Source organism: Ancylobacter tetraedralis (assembly GCF_014195655.1).
GTDB lineage: Bacteria > Pseudomonadota > Alphaproteobacteria > Rhizobiales > Xanthobacteraceae > Ancylobacter > Ancylobacter tetraedralis.
On record NZ_JACICD010000006.1, the window covers coordinates 334,612 to 352,907 of the forward strand.

Consider the following 18,296-nt stretch of genomic DNA (forward strand, 5'->3'; position numbering starts at 1 on the left):
TCTCTGGCATCGTGGCATGTGTTCCCGCGACACAGCTTTACTGAGCCGAGGTTCCGCCATCCACAGGTACCAGCGCGCCTGTCATGAAACTCGCCGCCTCCGAGGCCAGGAACACCGTCGCATTGGCGATCTCGTCCGGTCGTCCGACACGGCCGAGCGGTATGCTGGCATTGATGGCGCTCATTGTCGCTTCCCGGCCGCGGTCCGCAATGGCCCGCTCCAGCATCGGCGTCGCCGTGTCCCCGGGGCAGATCGCGTTGACGCGGATGCCGTGGGCGGCGAAGTCGAGCGCCATGCACCGGGTGAGCTGGGCAAGCGCCGCCTTGGAAACGCAATAGGCGGTCGCGTTTTGCGCGCCCATCAGTGCCCAGTCGGAGGCGATGTTCACGATGGAACCCGCGTGCTGCGCCATCATCGTCGGCAGCACGGCCCGCGACATGCGGTAGGCGGAGGAAAGATTGAGGTCGAGGACGGTATTCCATTCGTCATCCGTGCCATCGAGTACCGTGCCTCTGACGAGAATGCCGGCATTGTTGATGAGCACATCCACCCGGTCGAACGCCTCCATGGCGCGCCCATGAATGAGGCCGGCAGCGGCACGGTCCGCGAGATCGGCAACGACCAGCTGCGCTCGGGTGCCGCCCTTGGACAAGGTGGCAAGGGCGTCTTCCCCTCGGGCGCGATTGCGCCCGACGATCACGAGATCAGCCCCCTGTTCGGCGAGCTTGGCCGCGATGGCGAATCCGATGCCGGACGTGGCGCCCGTAACAATGCAGGTCTTGCCCTCGAAATGCGTTATCTCACACCTCTCCAAAGGTGAAGCCCCTGCGCGCGAGCGGAGGCCCGTGAAACCGACGCCGCGCGGGTCGAACGAGAGGCAGCAGCGTAAATTGCGATCTGCGATCGCGCAATGCTTCGTGCTGGTCCTGTTCACGAGAAGAGGCGGGCGGAACTAGGGAGCCGTGTCGTCCTCGGCGAAGCTGACATGCGCCAGCAGGAAATGCGTGCCGGCCAGAATAACCCGCGCAATCGCCGCGCCAGCCCTCGGGCCGTCCCCCGCCTTCAACGCCGCGATGGCTTCGTCATGGAAATTGGCATCGAGCATTTGCGGGAGGCGCCCGTTAAGGTGGCGCAGGAAGGGGCCTGCCTGAAGCCAGAGCAGCCGGATATGCGCCTTCAGAGTCTGTGAAGGCGTGTAGCGGTAGATGGTGAACTTCAGCCGCTGATTGATGTCGAGATAGCGCTGGGTGTCGTTCTCGGCGAAGGCTGCGTCCAACTCCGCGCCGCAGTCCTCAAGTTCCCGCAAGCCTGCCGCGTCGATGCAGCCCGCGGCCTGCTCCGCCGCCCGACCTTCCAGCAGAGCGCGAAGTTCCATCACGTCGCGGAACCGTACCGGATCGACGGACGGCACCGCATAGGTCCCGTTGGCATTCTGCACAAGGCCGCCTTCGGCCAGCAGCCGGCCGAGTGCCGCGCGCACCGGCATGTCGCTCGTCCCCAGCGCGGCAGCCAGTTTACGCGAACTCACTTTCTGTCCGGGCGCGAAACCGCCACGCATCAGCACGTCGGTGATCTGCGTGTAGACCTGCTCGTGCATCGACTGGAAGGTGATGCGCGACACGACGGGTGAATCCTTCAAGGCAGTCTCCGATGCCGTCCGATCCTGAGGGCAGATCAGCTTCAAAGGGACGCCGATCTTAAGGGGCGTCAAGATGTACACCGCCACGCCGCACCCGCATCCCTGCGTTGGCATCGTGAGCAATACTTCAAGCAATGAGGCCGACCGCATCGTTATGCTACAGGTAATGGGATTCGAACCCACGACCCCAACCTCAGCAAAATCGCTCTATGTAGCCGCTCGGAACATACCAGCTGCAGCACACGGCCCGCGCGCCAACGCCAGCGACCGAGGGCACGTGCCAACATCCCAACCCAATGACACGATTTCGGCAACGAAAATGGCGATCTTCCGCCTCGTCCAAAGCCCCCCTGAGGTTGCTGGCGCGCCGACCAGAGTGGAACTACGAACACTTATGTCCTTGAAATCGCTACGACTTAGGGACGCCCTCAAAAGGGGCTTGGCTCTGCACTGTGGTTCGCGCCATGCGCCCGGGTCCATCCTCGCCAATTTCTTATTACGATCAGGTCGCCTACTATGATCCCGGGCTCGGCGCCGGCGAAATCGAAGGTGCAACGCCCTCAAAGATAATGAGCGGTTTAGAGTCCGCCGTAGGGGCGGGTATCGAAGACAACATGATCGATTGCTACGCGAAAGTCATTTCCCACTACGAGCCTGGCGATCGTATCATCTTGATTGGATTTTCACGCGGCGCTTATACAGTGCGTGCGCTCGCCAACATGATGAACCTATGCGGAGTGCCTACTAAACTTCGCGACGGATCGGCTATACCCCGACATGGCCCGCAACTTATGGCGATCGCAACAGAGGCAGTGAAGTCGGTGTATAGCCACGGCACGGGAAAGCCGCGCCGCCAACAGCCCTACTTTGCACAGCGCGAAGAAAAGGGGCGGCGGTTCCGCGTGGCCTATGGATGCACAGCCTGCGACGGCTCCGACAATCTACGCGGTAATGTCGAGCCCGATTTCGTCGGCGTTTTCGATACCGTCGCCGCGCTTCAAAATGCAGTTGTGACTTGGCTGGTCCGCGGGGCGTTTGCGGGCACCGTACTTCTGCTCGCTGCCAGCTTCTTCTTTGACTGGCACTGGGTATTGAGTTTGGTCTTTGGCGCCCTCACCTGTGTCGTCCTCATCGGCTATGTTTGGACAGTAACACGGCAGATACGATACTTTGAGGAAGATCCCCACGCGCCGCTGAACCTCTGGAATCCATTCAATTGGCGAAAAGCCATTCTCAACACGCACCGGGCATATTGGCGCAAGGAAAATTACGACCGGTGGCTTTCACCCAAGGTCGGTTTTGCGCGCCATGCGCTCTCTATTGACGAAAACCGAGCCGATTTCCCCCGCGTTGAATGGGGTACGCGCGCCGCCGTGCAGGAGAATGAGGGCAAAGAGCACCAATGGCTTGACCAGCTCTGGTTCGCCGGCTGCCACAGCGATGTCGGCGGCAGCTACCCGGAGGATGAGTCCCGGCTGAGCGATATTGCGCTCGAGTGGATGATCGGAGAACTCAAAGCCTGCATCCCCTCGATCATCGTTAGAGACGAGCTGGTTGTCACCACTCCAGACGCGCTTGGCCTGCAGCATGACGAGGTTTGGATGACACAGCGATGGTACTTTAGGAAAAGATGGAAGCGCCGCCCTCGTCTTGTTGAATCAGAGTTTCGCCTGCATCCAACTGTCATTGAGAGGCTCGAAGCGCCCGCCGTGCCTGACCCTGAATATTCCCGACCCTATCGTCCGCCACAGCTAGCTGACCATCCTCAAGCGAGAGGATTCTTCGACTAGCAAATTCTGCTCCTCTGACAGAACGGGGCTGCTAGACGACCGATCGGCTTTCGATAGCGAACCGCAAATAGCTGCCTTCGTCCACGTTAGTTGATATAATCAACGATTCGAGCGCGGCACGCCGCACTTGGCTTCACTGCTCTTCGAAAGGTGACACGCGAAACACGAGATAATTAAAGCCGACGGCTTGTCCGGTTTCCTTCCGAACAATCTGCTGCGCGTCGACATTCCAGGCAATGCTGGACCAGTCCCAGTTCACATCGTCCGCCTGGATCACGGCGAATGAGCCGTGGCGCAGCGCAACCGAGGTTTGGCTCGCCGAGAAATCGAGACCCAGCTTGAAGAAATGTATCTGCTTGTTCTTGCTGCGCTTGAGGACGGCCGTCACGACGGACGAGGCAAGGCCTACGAAGGGCTTCAGCGCCGGCTGAACCGTCGTAAGAAGACCGAGCCCCTCTCGAAACGTGCCGCTACTCAACGCGGACAGGAGATCCTCGTCGGTTTTGCTCCGGACGTTGATCGTCTTGCCTTCAAATGCGATCCCGTTGTTGCCGACCGTTACGCCGAGGAAGATCGGTGCACCGCTGACCGCCGCACTCGCACCGTCATTCGCCTCGGTCTTCAGCGCGAACTGCATTTCCTCCTGCTCGCCTTGGGCCTGATTCTTGCCCGTGAACTCGCAAAGTATCTCGTGCGTCCCGCGCCCCGGATATCTCTGGACCCAGAATTTCTCGAGGCTGATCTTGATCCGAGATCCCTTAAGAGAAGGATCGGGAGGCAGGATGGCCGCATTTTCGATCGAAGCGAGTCGGTTGCTCGGGGCTGGGGGAATGAAGCCAATCAGGACACCGGTGTGCCCCCACACCTCCGAGCCCCAGTTCAAGCCGAAGGCCTGTCCAGTACCGCCCGCCGGTGCGAGGGCATCTGCCGCTTCATGATCATCGATCTCGCGCAGATACTCGATGACTTTCGACGGGTTTTTGTTGCCTAAATTGCCCCTTGCGCTCGACGCCATTTCAGCCCCTCACTCTCGTTCTGACGCGGGTCGGCACAGCAACACGTTTGGCACGAACACGGGCGGCGACGTCGGCGAATAGATCCTGGCGGACCGGCTGCCCCATCTCCAACGTGATCGCTAGCGCATAGGGTATGTCGACATTGGCGAAAGCCACGAGATCCGCACGCGCCTGTACGCCGACGAAGATGTCGCCTGTAGGTGCTGTTCGAATGAGCTTCTTTCCCTCGAGGACGATATGCTGGAGCGTGCCCCGGCGCGTCGCGTCCACTACCGGGCCAGTCACCTTCTTTGAACCGTCCTCGCCCTTCACGCCATCAAGGCCGTCCCAGAATTTCCGCTTGCCATCTCCATCGACCACCTCGACGAGCACACCACGATAGCGCTTGGTGACTGGATCGATCGGACTGCTCCAGGCGAGAGTCATTGTGACGCGGCGTATCTCGCGATTGTTGATCATCGCCCGCGGCACCGGGAGGCGATATTCATGGAGCTCGTCATGGTTGATCACGTCGTCCGCAAGCAGCGTGATGCGGCTGCCATCCGCGCTGACTACCCTGGTATGATCTGGCTTTCCATAACCAATTGTGCGAGAAACAGCCTCGCGCCGCCGCTGCCACTTGCCCGGATAGAGGCTGTACAGCAGTTCGCCCGTTGCGCCCCATCCGCAACCATGCGCCAGGAGCGCCTTGAGAACTACCGCGCGGGTTGCGCTCTCGGCCCATACCTCGTCATTCTCTTCGAAGATGTCTTCAGCAACGTCCGCCAAGCGGATGGCGGCGCGCGTGATCAGTGCTGCGGCATTGCTAGTGCCCGTTGAGAAACCGAGACGGCCGTTGGTGACGCCTGAGGGATCGGGCACGGCGGTTAGCTGACCAATATCGGGGTGCTCGATCGCCCAGACTGAGAGCAAACCGTCCTCGACATCCGACTGGACGAACTGACGGCCGCCGGTTTCAACCATGTCCGGCTTAATCGCACGATTGATGCCCAACCCCACACTCGAGGTGATGTTGGTGACTCCCGAGACGGGATCGTAAGGCTCAGTCATTCCGTTAGGGCAAGCACCTGAACCGTCGCCATGTATTGCACCTACGGTGAGGCTGTTCATCGACTCGGCCGGACTCAGGATGATTCGGCGTCCCTTCGCTTTTTCAACGCACCTCAGCACCGCGACTTGACGCTCGATCGGATCAGCATCGGCGAATGCCTGGGCATCTGCGTATGCGTCGAGGATGAAGGGATCGTTCGAGTTGCCGGCGCTCACGACGAATAGCAGCCGATAGGTGTAGCTCAGATGGTCTAGCAGCTTGGCCCAATAACTCGGGCGCTGGGCGAAGGGCGCCTCGCGATCGCAGATGGAGTGGTTGACGATTACGATATTCTCACCCTGCGCCGGCAGGCCATCGATGCCCTCCATCAGTGCGGTGACCGCACGGTAGACCATGGCGATCGGTAGCTTATCAGGCGGCGTGCACTCGACGTTGAGATGCTGCGGCGAGGCGAGCACCGGGACTACGGTCAGCGGACGCTCGATTGGTCCGGGATCGTCACCAAGATCGCCATGGACGATGAGAGATGCCATCGAGGTGCCGTGCTTCCGGCGGGCCACCGGAACCATTGCCGCACCTATATCAACTTCTTGAATATCGAGCCTGCCGGCAAGCAGTACATGATTGTCGACTGGATATCCGTCGAGGAGCGCCGCAACAGAAGGGCCGCTAAGAGCAACCGGGCCTTCCGCCACTTCTGCAACGACCCCGTCGCCTTCTATACCGCCATCCGCGCGATAGAGTGACTGGGGGCGGACCTTCATTACCCGGTCGGCGTCCGCAATCGGACCCTTGAGCGACTGAAGCATCCTTGCCTGAGCAATCGGGATCTCGATCAGCGCCGCCTGGTAATGGATCGGCTCTATCGTTGCAAAATCGAGCAGCTGGCCACCCAGCACGGCGAGCAGCTCTGTAACGTAGGTGCGCGCGTCCGCCCGGAGCGCGGGTTCGGCGCGGAACCAGAGATCGAGCTCAAGCCTAACAGGACGATCAGGGTGATCTCGCGCCATGCGCTCGACATAGCGATCGGTGGTGGGATCGACGCGATCCTTGGCGGACCAGGGACGAACATCACTCAGGTAACCGAATAGCGGCCACCATTCGCCCTCGCCGCCAGTTGGCTTCGCCGCACCTGCGCTGAACCGCTTCCACAGCGACACTATCTTCTGTAGCCCAGCGATAGTGGGCATCGTCACGTAGAGCACGCTCTGAGCGCTCTTCGCGGAGTCGGGATCCTCGTCCTCGCCTTGCTCCTCGTGCTCATCGTCGGCGAGGTCGTAATCCTCTCCAAGCCACTCGAACCCCGCAGAGCGAGCGGCCAGAATGAACTTCGGAACGTTGGAAAGAGGGTTAATGACCTCGAAAACGAGTGCGCGGTCTGGTGCAACCTCCGACGGTGATTGCTTCAGGTCGGCGCCTTCCAGCAGACGGACGACACTGTTCTCGATCGCGTCGAACTTAGGACCCTGACGTGTCGCCTGCTCCCCCGAGGAGATCGCCCTGGGGAAGAACGCCCGCCTTCCGGGTTTTCTTGTTTGTCGCGCGGGTTCGCGACGGATTCTGACGATTGGTCGTTGGGCCACTGGCGACGAAGTCCCCTATATTCCGGCGCCGCTCCCACCGCTCCACTGCCCCCAGGAAAGCGTCTCTCGGTGCCAATTCACCATGAGATAGAACAACTTTACGGCGAGCGTCTATGGTAATCGCCTCTAATTCAGAAAAGGTCTCTCCCGAAAATAGGTCGACGAACTCCTTGCTGGTCATCCCTAGATCGCCAAACGACTTCTCGGTCCGGTTGAACCAATCGCGCAGTTCGGCTGCTCCCGGCGGAGGCAGTTGGAGCCGAAGCTCAAACCGCCGCCAAACCGCGCGATCAAGCAATTCAGGGTGGTTGGTCGCGCAGACCACAACGCAGTGACTCGGTAGCGCGTCCATGTGGAGAAGCAGCGAACTCACGACGCGCTTGATCTCTCCGGTTTCCTGTGCGTCGGATCTCTCCTTGCCGACGCTGTCGAACTCGTCGAAGAACAGCACGCAGGGTGTGCGCGAGGCATAGTCTACGACATCCTGCAGATGGCTTGCGGTTTCGCCCAGATAGCTGCCGATCAACCCCTCGTACCGGACCGTCAGGAATGGAAGCGCAAGCTCCGCGGCGAGCGCGGCTGCCATGCTGGTCTTACCCGTGCCGGGAGGGCCGACCAGCAGGACCGTGTGTCTTGGTTCCAATGAATGCGAGCGAAGAAGGGCCGTGTCGCGAATCTCTGCGATCAGATCGCGCATATCAATCATCGTCTGGCGAGGCAGGACAAGCTCGGATAAGCGACGACTTGGCTCGGTTTCGCGCAGCAGTCCGCGTAATGATTCTGGCAGCATCGGCGATCCTCCGCCGTAGAAGCGCATGTGCTGAGCGCTTTCGAAGGCCGCCTCGCCCTTGGCGACCGGACCGCCACTGTGCTGTCGCTGCGCCTCTCGGATCAAAGCCGTCATTGTCTCGCGCACGGAACGGACCTGGCCCGATCCGCCGGCCGCTTGCAGCTTTTGGACCGAACGGTCCTTGCTCATCTCTTCATCCCTCACAGGCGCTCCGTGCCCGCCCGTAGACCTCTGACGCAGCCGCACTCGATAGCGATTGGTGGCCGATAGAGTAGGCGGACGCAAGCCCGCCGACGGTCACAAACCGACTGATCGAGAAATTCCTTTTCGTCTCATGCAGCCTCAGCGCTGACAAGCGTATCCAGCCGTATCGACGCGACATAGGTGGCTCGGACGAGATTGGCTGTAGAAAACGGTCCGCGCGTACTGCACGCGGGATGTATCAATCCGAACACTGGCTCCATTCACGGCAGTCTCGGCAAGGGGCATATCGCTTTATGTCGACGCGGTTCGCGCGACCATGATCTCCAAAGCACCCGATATTCTCTGCCCATCACCGCCGGCGCCATCTAGTGGAAGGCCGAACGGCGGCAATTGAGGTAGAGTGACGCTGCCGCAGAACGACCGACTTGGCGGCGCGAATCGGCCGCACGCAGCCCCCCGATACCCCGAAGAGCGCCGCTAGAGGTAGCAACTCGGTCGATTGCGAGGCTGCCCCCCGCGCCTCAGACGTGCTGGGCACGTCAGGCGACGTCGATCGCGATATAGCCGTCGATGCCGTAGAACGCGTCGATGGCTACCGGTTGCTTAAACGGCCCTCGCCAGATGGAGGTCTGGCCAGTATCGTAATTGAAGAAGAGCTGGACAGGCGCGGGCGAGCCTGCGGCGATCCTGGCTACAGCCTCAAGATCGGGATGTCGGAACTGCGTCCCATTGGTCGAGACGGCCCAACGGCTACAATCGAGTAGCCGGACGAGTTCCGCGGACGTGTTGCCTCTGCTGCCATGGTGCGAGGTCTTGACCAGGCTGAAGCGAGCCTCCGGATTGGCCACTCTGAACAATTCCAAGGACCGCTGCAGCCGCCCGACATGAGCATCGCCCGTTAAGAGGATATGAACGTCGCCATAGCTCGCGACAAAGGCAATGCTCGATCCATTGGGCTTGGCGGAATCACTGCGAAAAGGGCGTGCTGCCATCCAGGCGACGTCGATCGGCTGGTCATCGCCGAAATCCTCCCAGCCCAGAGGCGCTGCGGCCATGGTCTCGTCCCACGGATCGGCCAGCGCCTTGAGTTGTTTGAGATCGGGCGACAGGAGCGTCAGCGTGAGCCCGCCGGCCAGCTCGACCACAGTAAGATCATCGCCGGTCATCGCAACCGGTTTGGGCGCGAACGGTAGATTAGTTGAGATGCCATGGTCGCGGATTAACCGGGTGATCCGCTCGCCGTCGAGCGCTCCATATTCCTCGAAGCCGGGCGCTGGATGATAGTCGAGATCGGCGCGATCGTTGAACCAAACCTCCTTCACCAAGCGGCGAAAACAGGCCTCGCCGAGCAAGTCCACCGCCCCTTCGATATGGTCGCGGTCGATATGTGTGATGACGAACAGCTCGAACGCGCCTTCGCCGAGCCGATGCTCGGCGGCATAGGCTTTGACCGCGCCCGCGGTAACGCTGCGGCCGCCATCAATGAGCATGCGCCGCGGCGCCGCGGCGTCGCCCCAGCTAAGAACAAGGCAGTCACCTTCGCACGCGGGGAGCAATTCGAGGCGAAGCATGTCAGCGCGTATATTGTGGCAGGAGCAGCGGCGTCGTTTCCTGCGAGAGACTCCAGCGTTCAAGATCGGCGCTGAACTGCTGAGACACTCGCGCGGTCTCATAGTCGCCGATGCCCGTTTGTTGCGGCAGGTCGAACAGCGGATCGCGGATCGCGCTCTTACGTCCTTCGGGATGCGCGAGGCTGAACGAGCTGAACGCCTGACTCAGATCCATCGACCGCGCGACTCCCCGGATCTTTCCGAGCATGTCCGCACAGACCGGGCAATCGATCGAGGTGCGCTGCAGTCCCTCGATTAGCCAGACGATGCCGGTGGTGAACAACGGAATCCCGCGCTGGACCGCCTCGACGAGCAGGTCATGAGCATCGCGAAATTGCTCCTCGCTGCCGTCGCCGAATTCGAGCAGCCAGCGAGCGCGCAGGATCGGGCCGTCGGGAATATGCGGAAAACGGGTCGCCAGATTGTGCAGCCATTGAGGCCAGTCACCAAGCTTGTCGGGGGCGTTACCCGACAGGAGGACATACCCCCCTGCGGCCGCGCGAACCGGATCCTCGTTCTTTTCGAAGAGGAACTGCCTTGCCAATTTGAATACATCGGCCGCGAGCTGGATCTGCCCGGCATTCATATAGGCGATCAAGCTGCCGATCTGGGTGTCGATGAAGATCGGGTCGCAGATGAGCTGGCCTTCCTCCTCGACTGCCATGATGTCGAAGAAACCGCCCGGTGGAGCATAGTCCGCGGACCAGGGGTCAGGCAGCGAGAAGACTCGGGTGCCGACGGCCGACGCCACCGTGACGAACAAGCGCTCACGATCCTCCCAAGGAGGGCGACCATAGTCTTTCCGGATCAACCGAATACGCTCAGGCAGCCCGCCATATCCTCCTTCGCGCTCGGTATGGATCCCGCGAGGAGCGCTGTCGAGATGCAGATCCGGGCCCTCGCTCAGGTCATAGCGGTGATTGAAGCGGAACCGCAGATAGGTGTGCCAGTCGGCCCAGCTTGCCGGATCAAATGTGGTTCCATCCAGTCCGGTTCGCATCTGCGTCCCGATACTGACCGCGAATGGCGCGCGACCCGATTCCGTGATCCCTCGTCCGATCTTCTCGATCGCAAGCCGTCTCGACGATGGACGCCGCGAGCCGGCGAAATGCGCCCAACTGCGCCACTCGTTGGGCGAAGGCTCGCCGTGTAATTCGATCAACGTGATGACATCGGCGGCCACCATGGCCTCTTCGCTCAGCATCTCGCCCGACGGCAGCACGGCCTCGACTTCGTAGCGCCCGACTGGAAGGGGGTCCGTGAGCCCCGCTTGAAGAATGCCCACCGGGACGAGCAACTCGATGAGCTTCCGGCTGCGATCGGTTCTGAAAAATCCCGATCCATCCTCCCCCAGAATCACGGGCCGTACCCGGACGGGCACGCCATAAGCGATGTTCTGTCCGTCCAAAAATTTCGGGATGCGTATCTGGAGTGAGCCGGTTGCGGGCATCAGATCAGCCTCGCGCGCTTGAAGGTCGGCCGGGAAGATTGCGTCGCCGTACGTTCGGTCCCGTGGCTGTCCATTAGAGAGAAATCGTATTGACCTAGCGGCAGGGTCACCTCAACTTCGAGTTCCTCAGGCGCGCATTGCCGCGACTGCGTCTTGTCGCCTGCCGCGATGTGCAAGGTGCCGGGGCCGCAGGGCAATTGGTCGGCCCTGACGACATAGACCGGTGCGACCGGCGGCTTGGTGAGAATATGGAAGTCAAACATGCACGCCTGGGCCCCTTGGGGCTGTTGCGGCTCGGGAAATTCCTGCTGGGTCAATCGCCGTGAGACATGACTCAGAGCATAAAGCATCGTGTAATTGTTCACTCGCCAGTCGCCGTCATCGTCATGCGCACCCATGCCCGCCATAGTGCGCAGGAACGCTTCGGTGAACACGCTGGCGCCATCGATCCGTCCTCGTGCCGGCTCAGCATCCCCGGTCGAGAAGAATAACGGTGCGTTGCGCCGCTTAGCGAATGTCTTGCGCCCCTCCTTGCCGGGATGGATCGGCGAGCGCCCGATCGCGGCGTCGGGTTCCGCTTGGTCGCCGTGCGGTCGACGGCAAGCGTCAATCATGAAAATCTGCTCGGCCGCCGCACACCCTTGCAGCCCGTTGTGGAACAATCCGAGGTCGAGCGCCTGCTCCCATTTGTTGCGCGACCGGAAATCGAAATCGGCGAAAAGCAATGACGCCTCGCGACCATAGCCGTAGCCGTGCCCGAGAAAGAGGAAGATCATGCGGTCATCTTCCGACGCCATGCCGCGATCGATCCAGGCATTGGCGGCCTCTTCGAACGCCGCATAGGTTGGGACGCGCAGCATATATGCGCCCGTCGAGGTCACGTACGGCTCCGGCTCCTTTTCGCTAATCAGGAGCGCGAGGCTACCAAGCGGAGCGGGCGGGTAATGATAATCCTTGAGGTACCAGTCGGCGAGCAACCGCGCGGACCGCGGTGGCGATGCGAGCTGTCCGAGCGGCGCCTGGAGGTCCGCGTTATCGCCGCCAAGGAAGTTCGGATAATGTCCAAGCGCGACGATAAATACGTGCGTCTGCGGGCCAATTCTCTCGGCCGCGTAGACGAGTCCATCCTTGCCGGTCTTCTTCGCCATTTGATCGTGCGTTCGCCCCTCCTGCGATCCTGACCGTCGCCACTGATCGTTCGGATCATTGAGCAATGGATTGGATGCCTCCGCAACTATAGCGTGCCATCTACGCCGCGCATCCCAGATTCCGCCGGGATTGGCTATTTTTTCCGGGGCTACCTTCTCGCCATATACGCAAGTTAACTGCACCCTTTCTGCACCGTGAATGCGGGTGGCGTATTCCGGGTCAATGCTAAGGGAATAGCAGTTATTGAACTCACAGACGGGATCTTTGGTGGCTGACTTGGCGGCGCAAAGCAGACTTCGCTGCAAGGGCTATCGAACGCCAAGTGTGGGTCATTGACGCCAAAGCGCTCCACCAACCGTATCCCGGGAAAGGCTCGCGCGCCGCAGCTGACAAGTATTTTTACCCCGCTGCACGCGGTTGCTCTGCGGGGTAGAATCGGTCCCTTGGCGAGTGGGGGGATGCCCTTGATCCTCCGCGCATGTGCCACTCGCGTCCGTTTCGTCCGAAGAAAATACTCGGTGTGGGCAGCGATGCTCCATCGCCAGCTGCGAGCTTGGCTGGCGCACCACTCTCAAAGATCCCGCGCCGCGATGCGCGCGTCATTCGAGATGCTGAGCAAAACCTTGCGCCCGCTGACTCCGTCGAGCATGATTCCAAGGTCGTGCATGTCACCGACGACTGGCCATCGAGCGTTCCGATCGCACCTGAAGAAGTCGATGTGATCGAGGCCTTCTTCAGGCGGGAGATCGACGCGCTCTTGAGGTGACGGTGCTGCCGAAGGGGCTTGAGGGAGGCGATTGGGCCATGAACGTAACCTTGCCTATCACCAGCCGGGCCGCCCTCTATCTCCGCGTTTCCACCACACGGCAGGCCGACGTTGACCTGTCCATCCCAGACCAGCGCCTCCAGACCGCAGCCTATTGCGAGCGGCAGGGCTGGTCCGTTGTCGCGGAGTATGTGGAGCCGGGGGCGTCGGCGATGGACGACAGCCGGCACGAGTTCCAGCGGATGATTGAACGGGCATCCGATGACGATCGCCCATTCGATGTCATTGTCGTCCATAGCTTCAGCCGGTTCTTCCGCGATGCCTTCGGGTTGGAGATGTACATCCGCCGCCTCGCGAAGCACGGCGTGCGGCTCGTCTCCATCACCCAGGAGCTCGGGGACGATCCGGCCCAGGTCATGATGCGGCAGGTCATCGCCCTGTTTGACGAATACCAGTCCCGCGAGAACGCCAAGCATGTGCTGCGGGCCATGAAGGAGAATGCCCGGCAGGGCTTCTATAACGGCGCCCGCCTGCCGCTCGGCTTCACTCTCGAAGAGGTGGAGAAGCGCGGCCATCGCACGAAGAAGCGGATCATCGTCGATCCCGTAGAGGCCGAGCTCGTGCGGCTGATGTTCGATCTTTACCTGCGGGGAGACGGCACATCTGGCCCCATGGGCATCAAGGAGATTACCAAGCACCTCAACGCCAAGGGCCACCGCACCCGCCTCGGTGCCCGTTACGGCGTCGGTACCATCCACGGCATTCTGACCAATCCCGTTTATGTCGGGGAATGGAGCTTCAACAAGCGCAGCTCGAAGACGGGGCAGGTGAAGCCGCAGCACGAGGTTATCCCGATCTCGGTGCCGGCCATCCTGGAGCGCCGCACCTTCGACAAGGTACAGAAGGCACTTAGGGCTAAAAGCCCGCACAACAGCCCGCCACGGGTGATCTCGGGTCCGATCCTTCTGACCGGGCTGGCCTACTGCGCCTGTTGTGGCAGCGCCATGACGCTGCGCACCGGCACCTCGAAGAGCGGCAGGGTCTATCGCTATTACAGCTGCTCGGCTTCCGGCCGGGTCGGCAAGTCGGCCTGCAAGGGGCGGACGGTGCCGATGGAGAAGCTCGACGATCTGGTCACACGCCATGTGGCCGAACGCGTGCTGATGCCCGAGCGGTTGGAGGCGCTGCTGCAGTCTGTCGTCGACCGGCGGGTGAAAGCCGATGCCGAGGTTCAGGCGCGAATCGATGAACTCTCGCGCGAAAGAACGACGGCGGAAGACAAGCTCCGGCGGCTCTACCAGCTTGTCGCCGACGGCATCGCTGAGCCCGACGATATGCTCAAGGAGCAAATTGCCAAGCTCAAGGCAGACCGGGAACGAGCGCATTCTGCGCTGGAGCGGATCGAGAATCAGGGTGCCGCCGCAAGCCGGCTTGATCCGGACAAGCTTGCCCGTTTCGGGCAGCTCATGCGCTCAAACATCACCGAGGGCGAGGTGCCGTTCCGCAAAGCCTATCTGCGCTCCCTTATCGACGCCGTCGAAGTCGACCAGCACGTCGTGCGCATCCACGGATCAAGGACGGTGCTGGAGAGAGCCGTACTCGCCGACCGCGCCACCCAGCCGGGTGTTCGCGGTTTTGTACGGAAGTGGCGCGCCCACGGGGAATCGAACCCCGGTTTTCGCCGTGAGAGGGCGACGTCCTAACCGCTAGACGATGGGCGCGTGCGGTAGCCGCGTCTCTTAGAGACAAGCCCCGGACCGGTCAAGGCCGCCGCGCATCATCCGCCGGGTTTTTCACAGCCGCGCGCCATCCGGGGGGCGGGTCGCTGTGCCGGGGATGGCCCGGCCCGGCCTCACGGCTCGCTGGCGAAGGTGAGCACGCCGCGCGCCGCCCGGGTCGCGAGGTCGAACAGCCGCGTCTCCACCACGCCGCCGCGCTCCACCGTCACCGCGATGAGATCGCCCGCGACCAGGGCGGAGCGCACGCTCGCCCCCTTTGGCAGCTGGATCGTGCCGCTGATGTCGGTGGCGCTTTTCCTTGCGCCCATGAGCTTGTATGCGATGGCACCAAACACGGCGATGAAGCCGAGCAGCATGATCAAGCCGGAAAAGGCTGCGAAACGGCGTACCTTGCGCAGCACGCGCTCCTGCGCGGGGCTCAGCCTGTCGCCATCGGAATCGGGAGAAGTCATGCAGGCACCGCCGGATGAACCGCTGGATGAGGTGGACGAGATCGCCGCCGAAGAGGGCGCGCTGCGCGTCGATATCATCACCACGCCCGAGGATGAAGGCCTGCGGCTCGATCGGGCGCTGGCCCGGCACCTGCCCGAGCTCAGCCGCACCCGCCTGCAGGCGCTGATCAGCGAGGGGCGGCTGGCGCGCGAGGGCGAGCCCGTCACCAATGGTTCGGCCAAGATCACGGCGGGCACGCACTTCACGCTGGATCTGCCGCCACCGGAGGCTGCCGAGCCGGTGGCGCAGGACATTCCGCTCGTCATCGTCTACGAGGACGATCATCTCATCGTCGTCGACAAGCCGGCCGGGCTCGTGGTGCATCCCGCGCCGGGCAATGCCGACGGCACGCTGGTCAACGCGCTGCTGCATCATTGTGGTGCGAGCCTCTCCGGCATTGGCGGGGTGCGCCGGCCCGGCATCGTGCACCGGCTGGACAAGGACACGTCGGGCCTGCTCGTCGTCGCCAAGAACGACCGCGCCCACAAGCGCCTCGCCGCGCAGTTCGCCGACCATGGCCGCACCGGGCCGCTGGAGCGGGCCTATGTCGCCTTCGTCTGGGGAACGCCGGAACTGCCGAGCGGCACGGTCGACGTCGCCCTCGCCCGGCACTCCACCTCGCGCGAAAAGATCGCGGTGCGCCGCGAGGGGCGCTTTGCCATTACGCACTGGTCGCGGCTCGCCGCGTTCGAGGACGAGCAGGGCCGCCCCATCGCGGCGATGGTCGAATGCCAGCTGGAAACCGGCCGCACCCACCAGATTCGCGTGCACATGGCGCATATCGGCCATGCCCTGATCGGTGATGCGCTATACGGCAGCGGCCAGCGCACGCGGGCAACCCGGCTCGGGCCGCAGACGCGCGCCATGGTGGAGGGGTTCGGCCGGCAGGCGCTGCACGCGGCGCGGCTGGGCTTCGAACATCCCGCCACGGGCGAGTTCCTGCGGTTCGAGAGCGCGCTGCCGCCCGACCTGGAGGCGTTGGAACAGGCGCTGGCCAGCGGGCATTGACCCGGACGAGACGCCGCGCGGCAAGGTGCGCCCGTACCCGGTCAACGCTTCGTGACCCCGTAACGTCTTGCGCTTTCGCAAAATAAATCGGTTGCTGCTAGTATAGTCCAGCGGTCGGCGATCAGCGGCCGCGCACCGGTCGCCCTATTTCGGGGGCCGAGAAAGAAAGGGTTCTGTCATGGCCCGTTCTGCCATGAATCTACCGTCTGCCGAAGGCGGCCTGAGCCGCTATCTCGCGGAGATTCGCCGGTTCCCCATGCTGGAGCCGCAGGAAGAATATATGCTCGCCAAGCGCTGGCGCGAGCACGAGGATCCGGAAGCCGCGCATCGGCTCGTCACCAGCCATCTGCGCCTCGTGGCAAAGATCGCCATGGGCTATCGCGGCTATGGGCTGCCGATCTCGGAAGTCATCTCCGAAGGCAATGTCGGCCTCATGCAGGCGGTGAAGCGCTTCGAGCCCGACAAGGGCTTCCGTCTCGCCACCTATGCGATGTGGTGGATCAAGGCCTCGATCCAGGAGTACATCCTGCGCTCGTGGAGCCTCGTGAAGATGGGCACCACGGCGGCGCAAAAGAAGCTGTTCTTCAACCTGCGCAAGGTGAAAAGCCAGATTTCCGCGCTCGAAGAGGGCGACCTGCGCCCCGATCAGGTGCAGCAGATCGCCACCAAGCTCGGCGTCACCGAGCAGGACGTCATCGACATGAACCGCCGTCTCGGCGGCGACGCGTCGCTGAACGCGCCGCTGCGCGGCGATGCCGAAGGCGGCGGCGAGTGGCAGGACTGGCTGGCCGATGACCGCGAGAGCCAGGAATCCTCGCTGGTCGAGGTGGAGGAACTGGACAACCGGCGCAACGCGCTGGCGGGCGCGCTCTCGGTGCTCAACGAACGCGAGCGCCGCATCTTCGAGGCACGCCGGCTCACCGACGATCCGATGACGCTGGAGGACCTCGCCACCGAGTTCGGCGTGTCGCGCGAACGCGTTCGGCAGATCGAGGTGCGGGCCTTCGAGAAGGTGCAGAAGGCGGTCATCGACCGCGTGCACCAACTGGAAACCGCTCCCGTTCGGCGCGAGACCTCCCCGGCGCTGTGAGGCCATGAAGCCCGGCGCGCCGCACGGCGCGCCGGGCTTGGCACATCCTGACGGAGCGGGCGCGATTGACGGAATCGGCGATCCGCGCCGCCTTACGAGCGCGATCCCGACGAAGAGACCCGCGTGGGTGTCTCGTCTTCTGAAGCGTCGCCGAAGGCCTCAGGAGGACAGGGAGGGCGCGGGCGCCTGCATTCCGGCCGCCACCGATCCCAGGGTCGCGGAGGCCCGCGCCGCCAGGCGCACATCATGGGCGAGCACGTCGCGAATGCTCAGCACGCCGACGAGTTGGTGATCCTGCAGCACGGGAAGGTGACGCACATGGTGCTCGTCCATCAGCGCGCGCACATGATCCACCGTGTCCTGCATGGCGCAGGAAATCATGTTGCGCGACATCAGCTCGGCGACCGGCGCGCGCAACGAGGCGATGCCGCGATCGGCAATGGCACGCACGAGGTCGCGCTCGGAAAAGATGCCGACGACGGTATCGCCCTCCGAGCCGCAGGCATCCTTCACCACCACCGCACCGATACGCTCCCGGTTGAGAAGCGTTGCCGCCATTTCGACTGTTTCGGTCATGCGGATGGTGGGAACGCGGGCGCTTTTCAGCGTCAGGAGATCGGCGACAAGGATGGCGTTAAGCATGGCGTTTCCTCGACCTGAGTGGAACGGGCGCCGTCACGTCTTCTTAGCCTTTGGTCGAAGTCTGGTATGCAATACACCTGTCGTCAATCAAAAGAGTCGCGGCAGCGCAGCATGGGGGAGCGCGGCACAGGCGCCCGCACATGAAAAAGGCCGGGCTTTCACCCGGCCTTGTCGTGGAACATCCCCGCCGATTTCAATGCCCGAGGTTTTTGACGATGTCCTCGACCATTTTCTTGGCGTCGGCGAAGAGCATCATGGTGTTGTCGCGGAAGAAGAG

General features: G+C 62.4%; 14 protein-coding genes, 1 tRNA gene and 1 pseudogene. 4 read left to right on the forward strand and 12 right to left on the reverse strand.

Translation table 11 applies throughout. From position 1 onward, the window contains the following. Positions 1-37: 37 nt before the first annotated feature. Positions 38-814, reverse strand: coding sequence for an SDR family NAD(P)-dependent oxidoreductase (locus FHS55_RS16895; RefSeq protein ID WP_210287029.1), 777 nt, complete (start codon positions 812-814; stop codon positions 38-40). 138 nt (positions 815-952) lie between these two features. Beyond that, entirely contained in the window at positions 953-1,621 is a 669-nt protein-coding gene (locus FHS55_RS16900) for an FCD domain-containing protein (protein WP_183190936.1), read from the reverse strand. 482 nt (positions 1,622-2,103) lie between these two features. Here FHS55_RS16900 and FHS55_RS16905 point away from each other — a divergent pair, with 482 nt between their 5' ends. After that, positions 2,104-3,429, forward strand: a complete 1,326-nt coding sequence (locus FHS55_RS16905; RefSeq protein ID WP_183190937.1) for a phospholipase effector Tle1 domain-containing protein — start codon at positions 2,104-2,106, stop codon at positions 3,427-3,429. Between the two features lie 133 nt (positions 3,430-3,562). Here the strand turns inward: FHS55_RS16905 and FHS55_RS16910 are convergent, their stop codons facing one another. The 6 genes from FHS55_RS16910 to FHS55_RS16930 all read right to left on the reverse strand — a co-directional run bounded on the left by FHS55_RS16910 (position 3,563) and on the right by FHS55_RS16930 (position 12,281). Beyond that, entirely contained in the window at positions 3,563-4,444 is an 882-nt protein-coding gene (locus FHS55_RS16910; RefSeq protein ID WP_183190938.1) for a hypothetical protein, read from the reverse strand. Position 4,445: 1 nt separating this feature from the next. After that, positions 4,446-6,686, reverse strand: coding sequence for a S8 family serine peptidase (locus FHS55_RS23530; RefSeq protein ID WP_343056223.1), 2,241 nt, complete (start codon positions 6,684-6,686; stop codon positions 4,446-4,448). Positions 6,687-6,954: 268 nt separating this feature from the next. Then, the gene (locus FHS55_RS16915; RefSeq protein WP_183190939.1) at positions 6,955-8,058 is read right to left on the reverse strand and encodes an AAA family ATPase; all 1,104 of its coding nucleotides are present in this window, start codon (positions 8,056-8,058) and stop codon (positions 6,955-6,957) included. Positions 8,059-8,612: 554 nt separating this feature from the next. Continuing rightward, positions 8,613-9,644: a ComEC/Rec2 family competence protein gene (locus FHS55_RS16920; protein WP_183190940.1), complete on the reverse strand. Its 1,032-nt coding sequence runs from the start codon at positions 9,642-9,644 to the stop codon at positions 8,613-8,615. A 1-nt stretch (position 9,645) separates the two neighbouring features. Further along, positions 9,646-11,133 carry a hypothetical protein gene (locus FHS55_RS16925; RefSeq protein WP_183190941.1) on the reverse strand — a complete coding sequence of 496 codons (1,488 nt, stop codon included), beginning with the start codon at positions 11,131-11,133 and terminating at the stop codon, positions 9,646-9,648. Next, on the reverse strand, positions 11,133-12,281 hold the full coding sequence (locus FHS55_RS16930; protein ID WP_183190942.1) for a caspase family protein: 1,149 nt from the start codon (positions 12,279-12,281) through the stop codon (positions 11,133-11,135). Before FHS55_RS16930 ends, FHS55_RS16925 begins: the two co-directional genes overlap by 1 nt. 805 nt (positions 12,282-13,086) lie before the next feature. Here FHS55_RS16930 and FHS55_RS23840 point away from each other — a divergent pair. After that, positions 13,087-14,136: pseudogene (locus tag FHS55_RS23840) on the forward strand (recombinase family protein); the annotation flags it as partial. Between the two features lie 558 nt (positions 14,137-14,694). Here FHS55_RS23840 and FHS55_RS16940 read toward each other — a convergent pair. Then, positions 14,695-14,769: transfer RNA gene (locus FHS55_RS16940), tRNA-Glu, on the reverse strand. Positions 14,770-14,900: 131 nt separating this feature from the next. Then, positions 14,901-15,239 (reverse strand): DUF6476 family protein, encoded by a 339-nt coding sequence (locus FHS55_RS23535; protein ID WP_246340210.1) that lies wholly within the window; start codon positions 15,237-15,239, stop codon positions 14,901-14,903. Here FHS55_RS23535 and FHS55_RS16950 point away from each other — a divergent pair. Then, entirely contained in the window at positions 15,238-16,287 is a 1,050-nt protein-coding gene (locus FHS55_RS16950) for an RluA family pseudouridine synthase (RefSeq protein ID WP_246340211.1), read from the forward strand. The two genes, FHS55_RS23535 and FHS55_RS16950, sit on opposite strands and share 2 nt — an antisense overlap. Positions 16,288-16,465: 178 nt before the next feature. Then, positions 16,466-17,377, forward strand: coding sequence for an RNA polymerase sigma factor RpoH (rpoH, locus tag FHS55_RS16955; protein WP_183190945.1), 912 nt, complete (start codon positions 16,466-16,468; stop codon positions 17,375-17,377). A gap of 159 nt (positions 17,378-17,536) precedes the next feature. On the opposite strand, the gene FHS55_RS16960 is transcribed toward rpoH, so the two are convergent. Beyond that, the gene (locus tag FHS55_RS16960) at positions 17,537-18,007 is read right to left on the reverse strand and encodes a CBS domain-containing protein (protein WP_183190979.1); all 471 of its coding nucleotides are present in this window, start codon (positions 18,005-18,007) and stop codon (positions 17,537-17,539) included. A 205-nt stretch (positions 18,008-18,212) separates the two neighbouring features. Beyond that, positions 18,213-18,296, reverse strand: an 84-nt coding sequence (locus tag FHS55_RS16965; RefSeq protein ID WP_183190686.1) for an NAD(P)(+) transhydrogenase (Re/Si-specific) subunit beta, incomplete at its 5' end; no start/stop codon positions are given.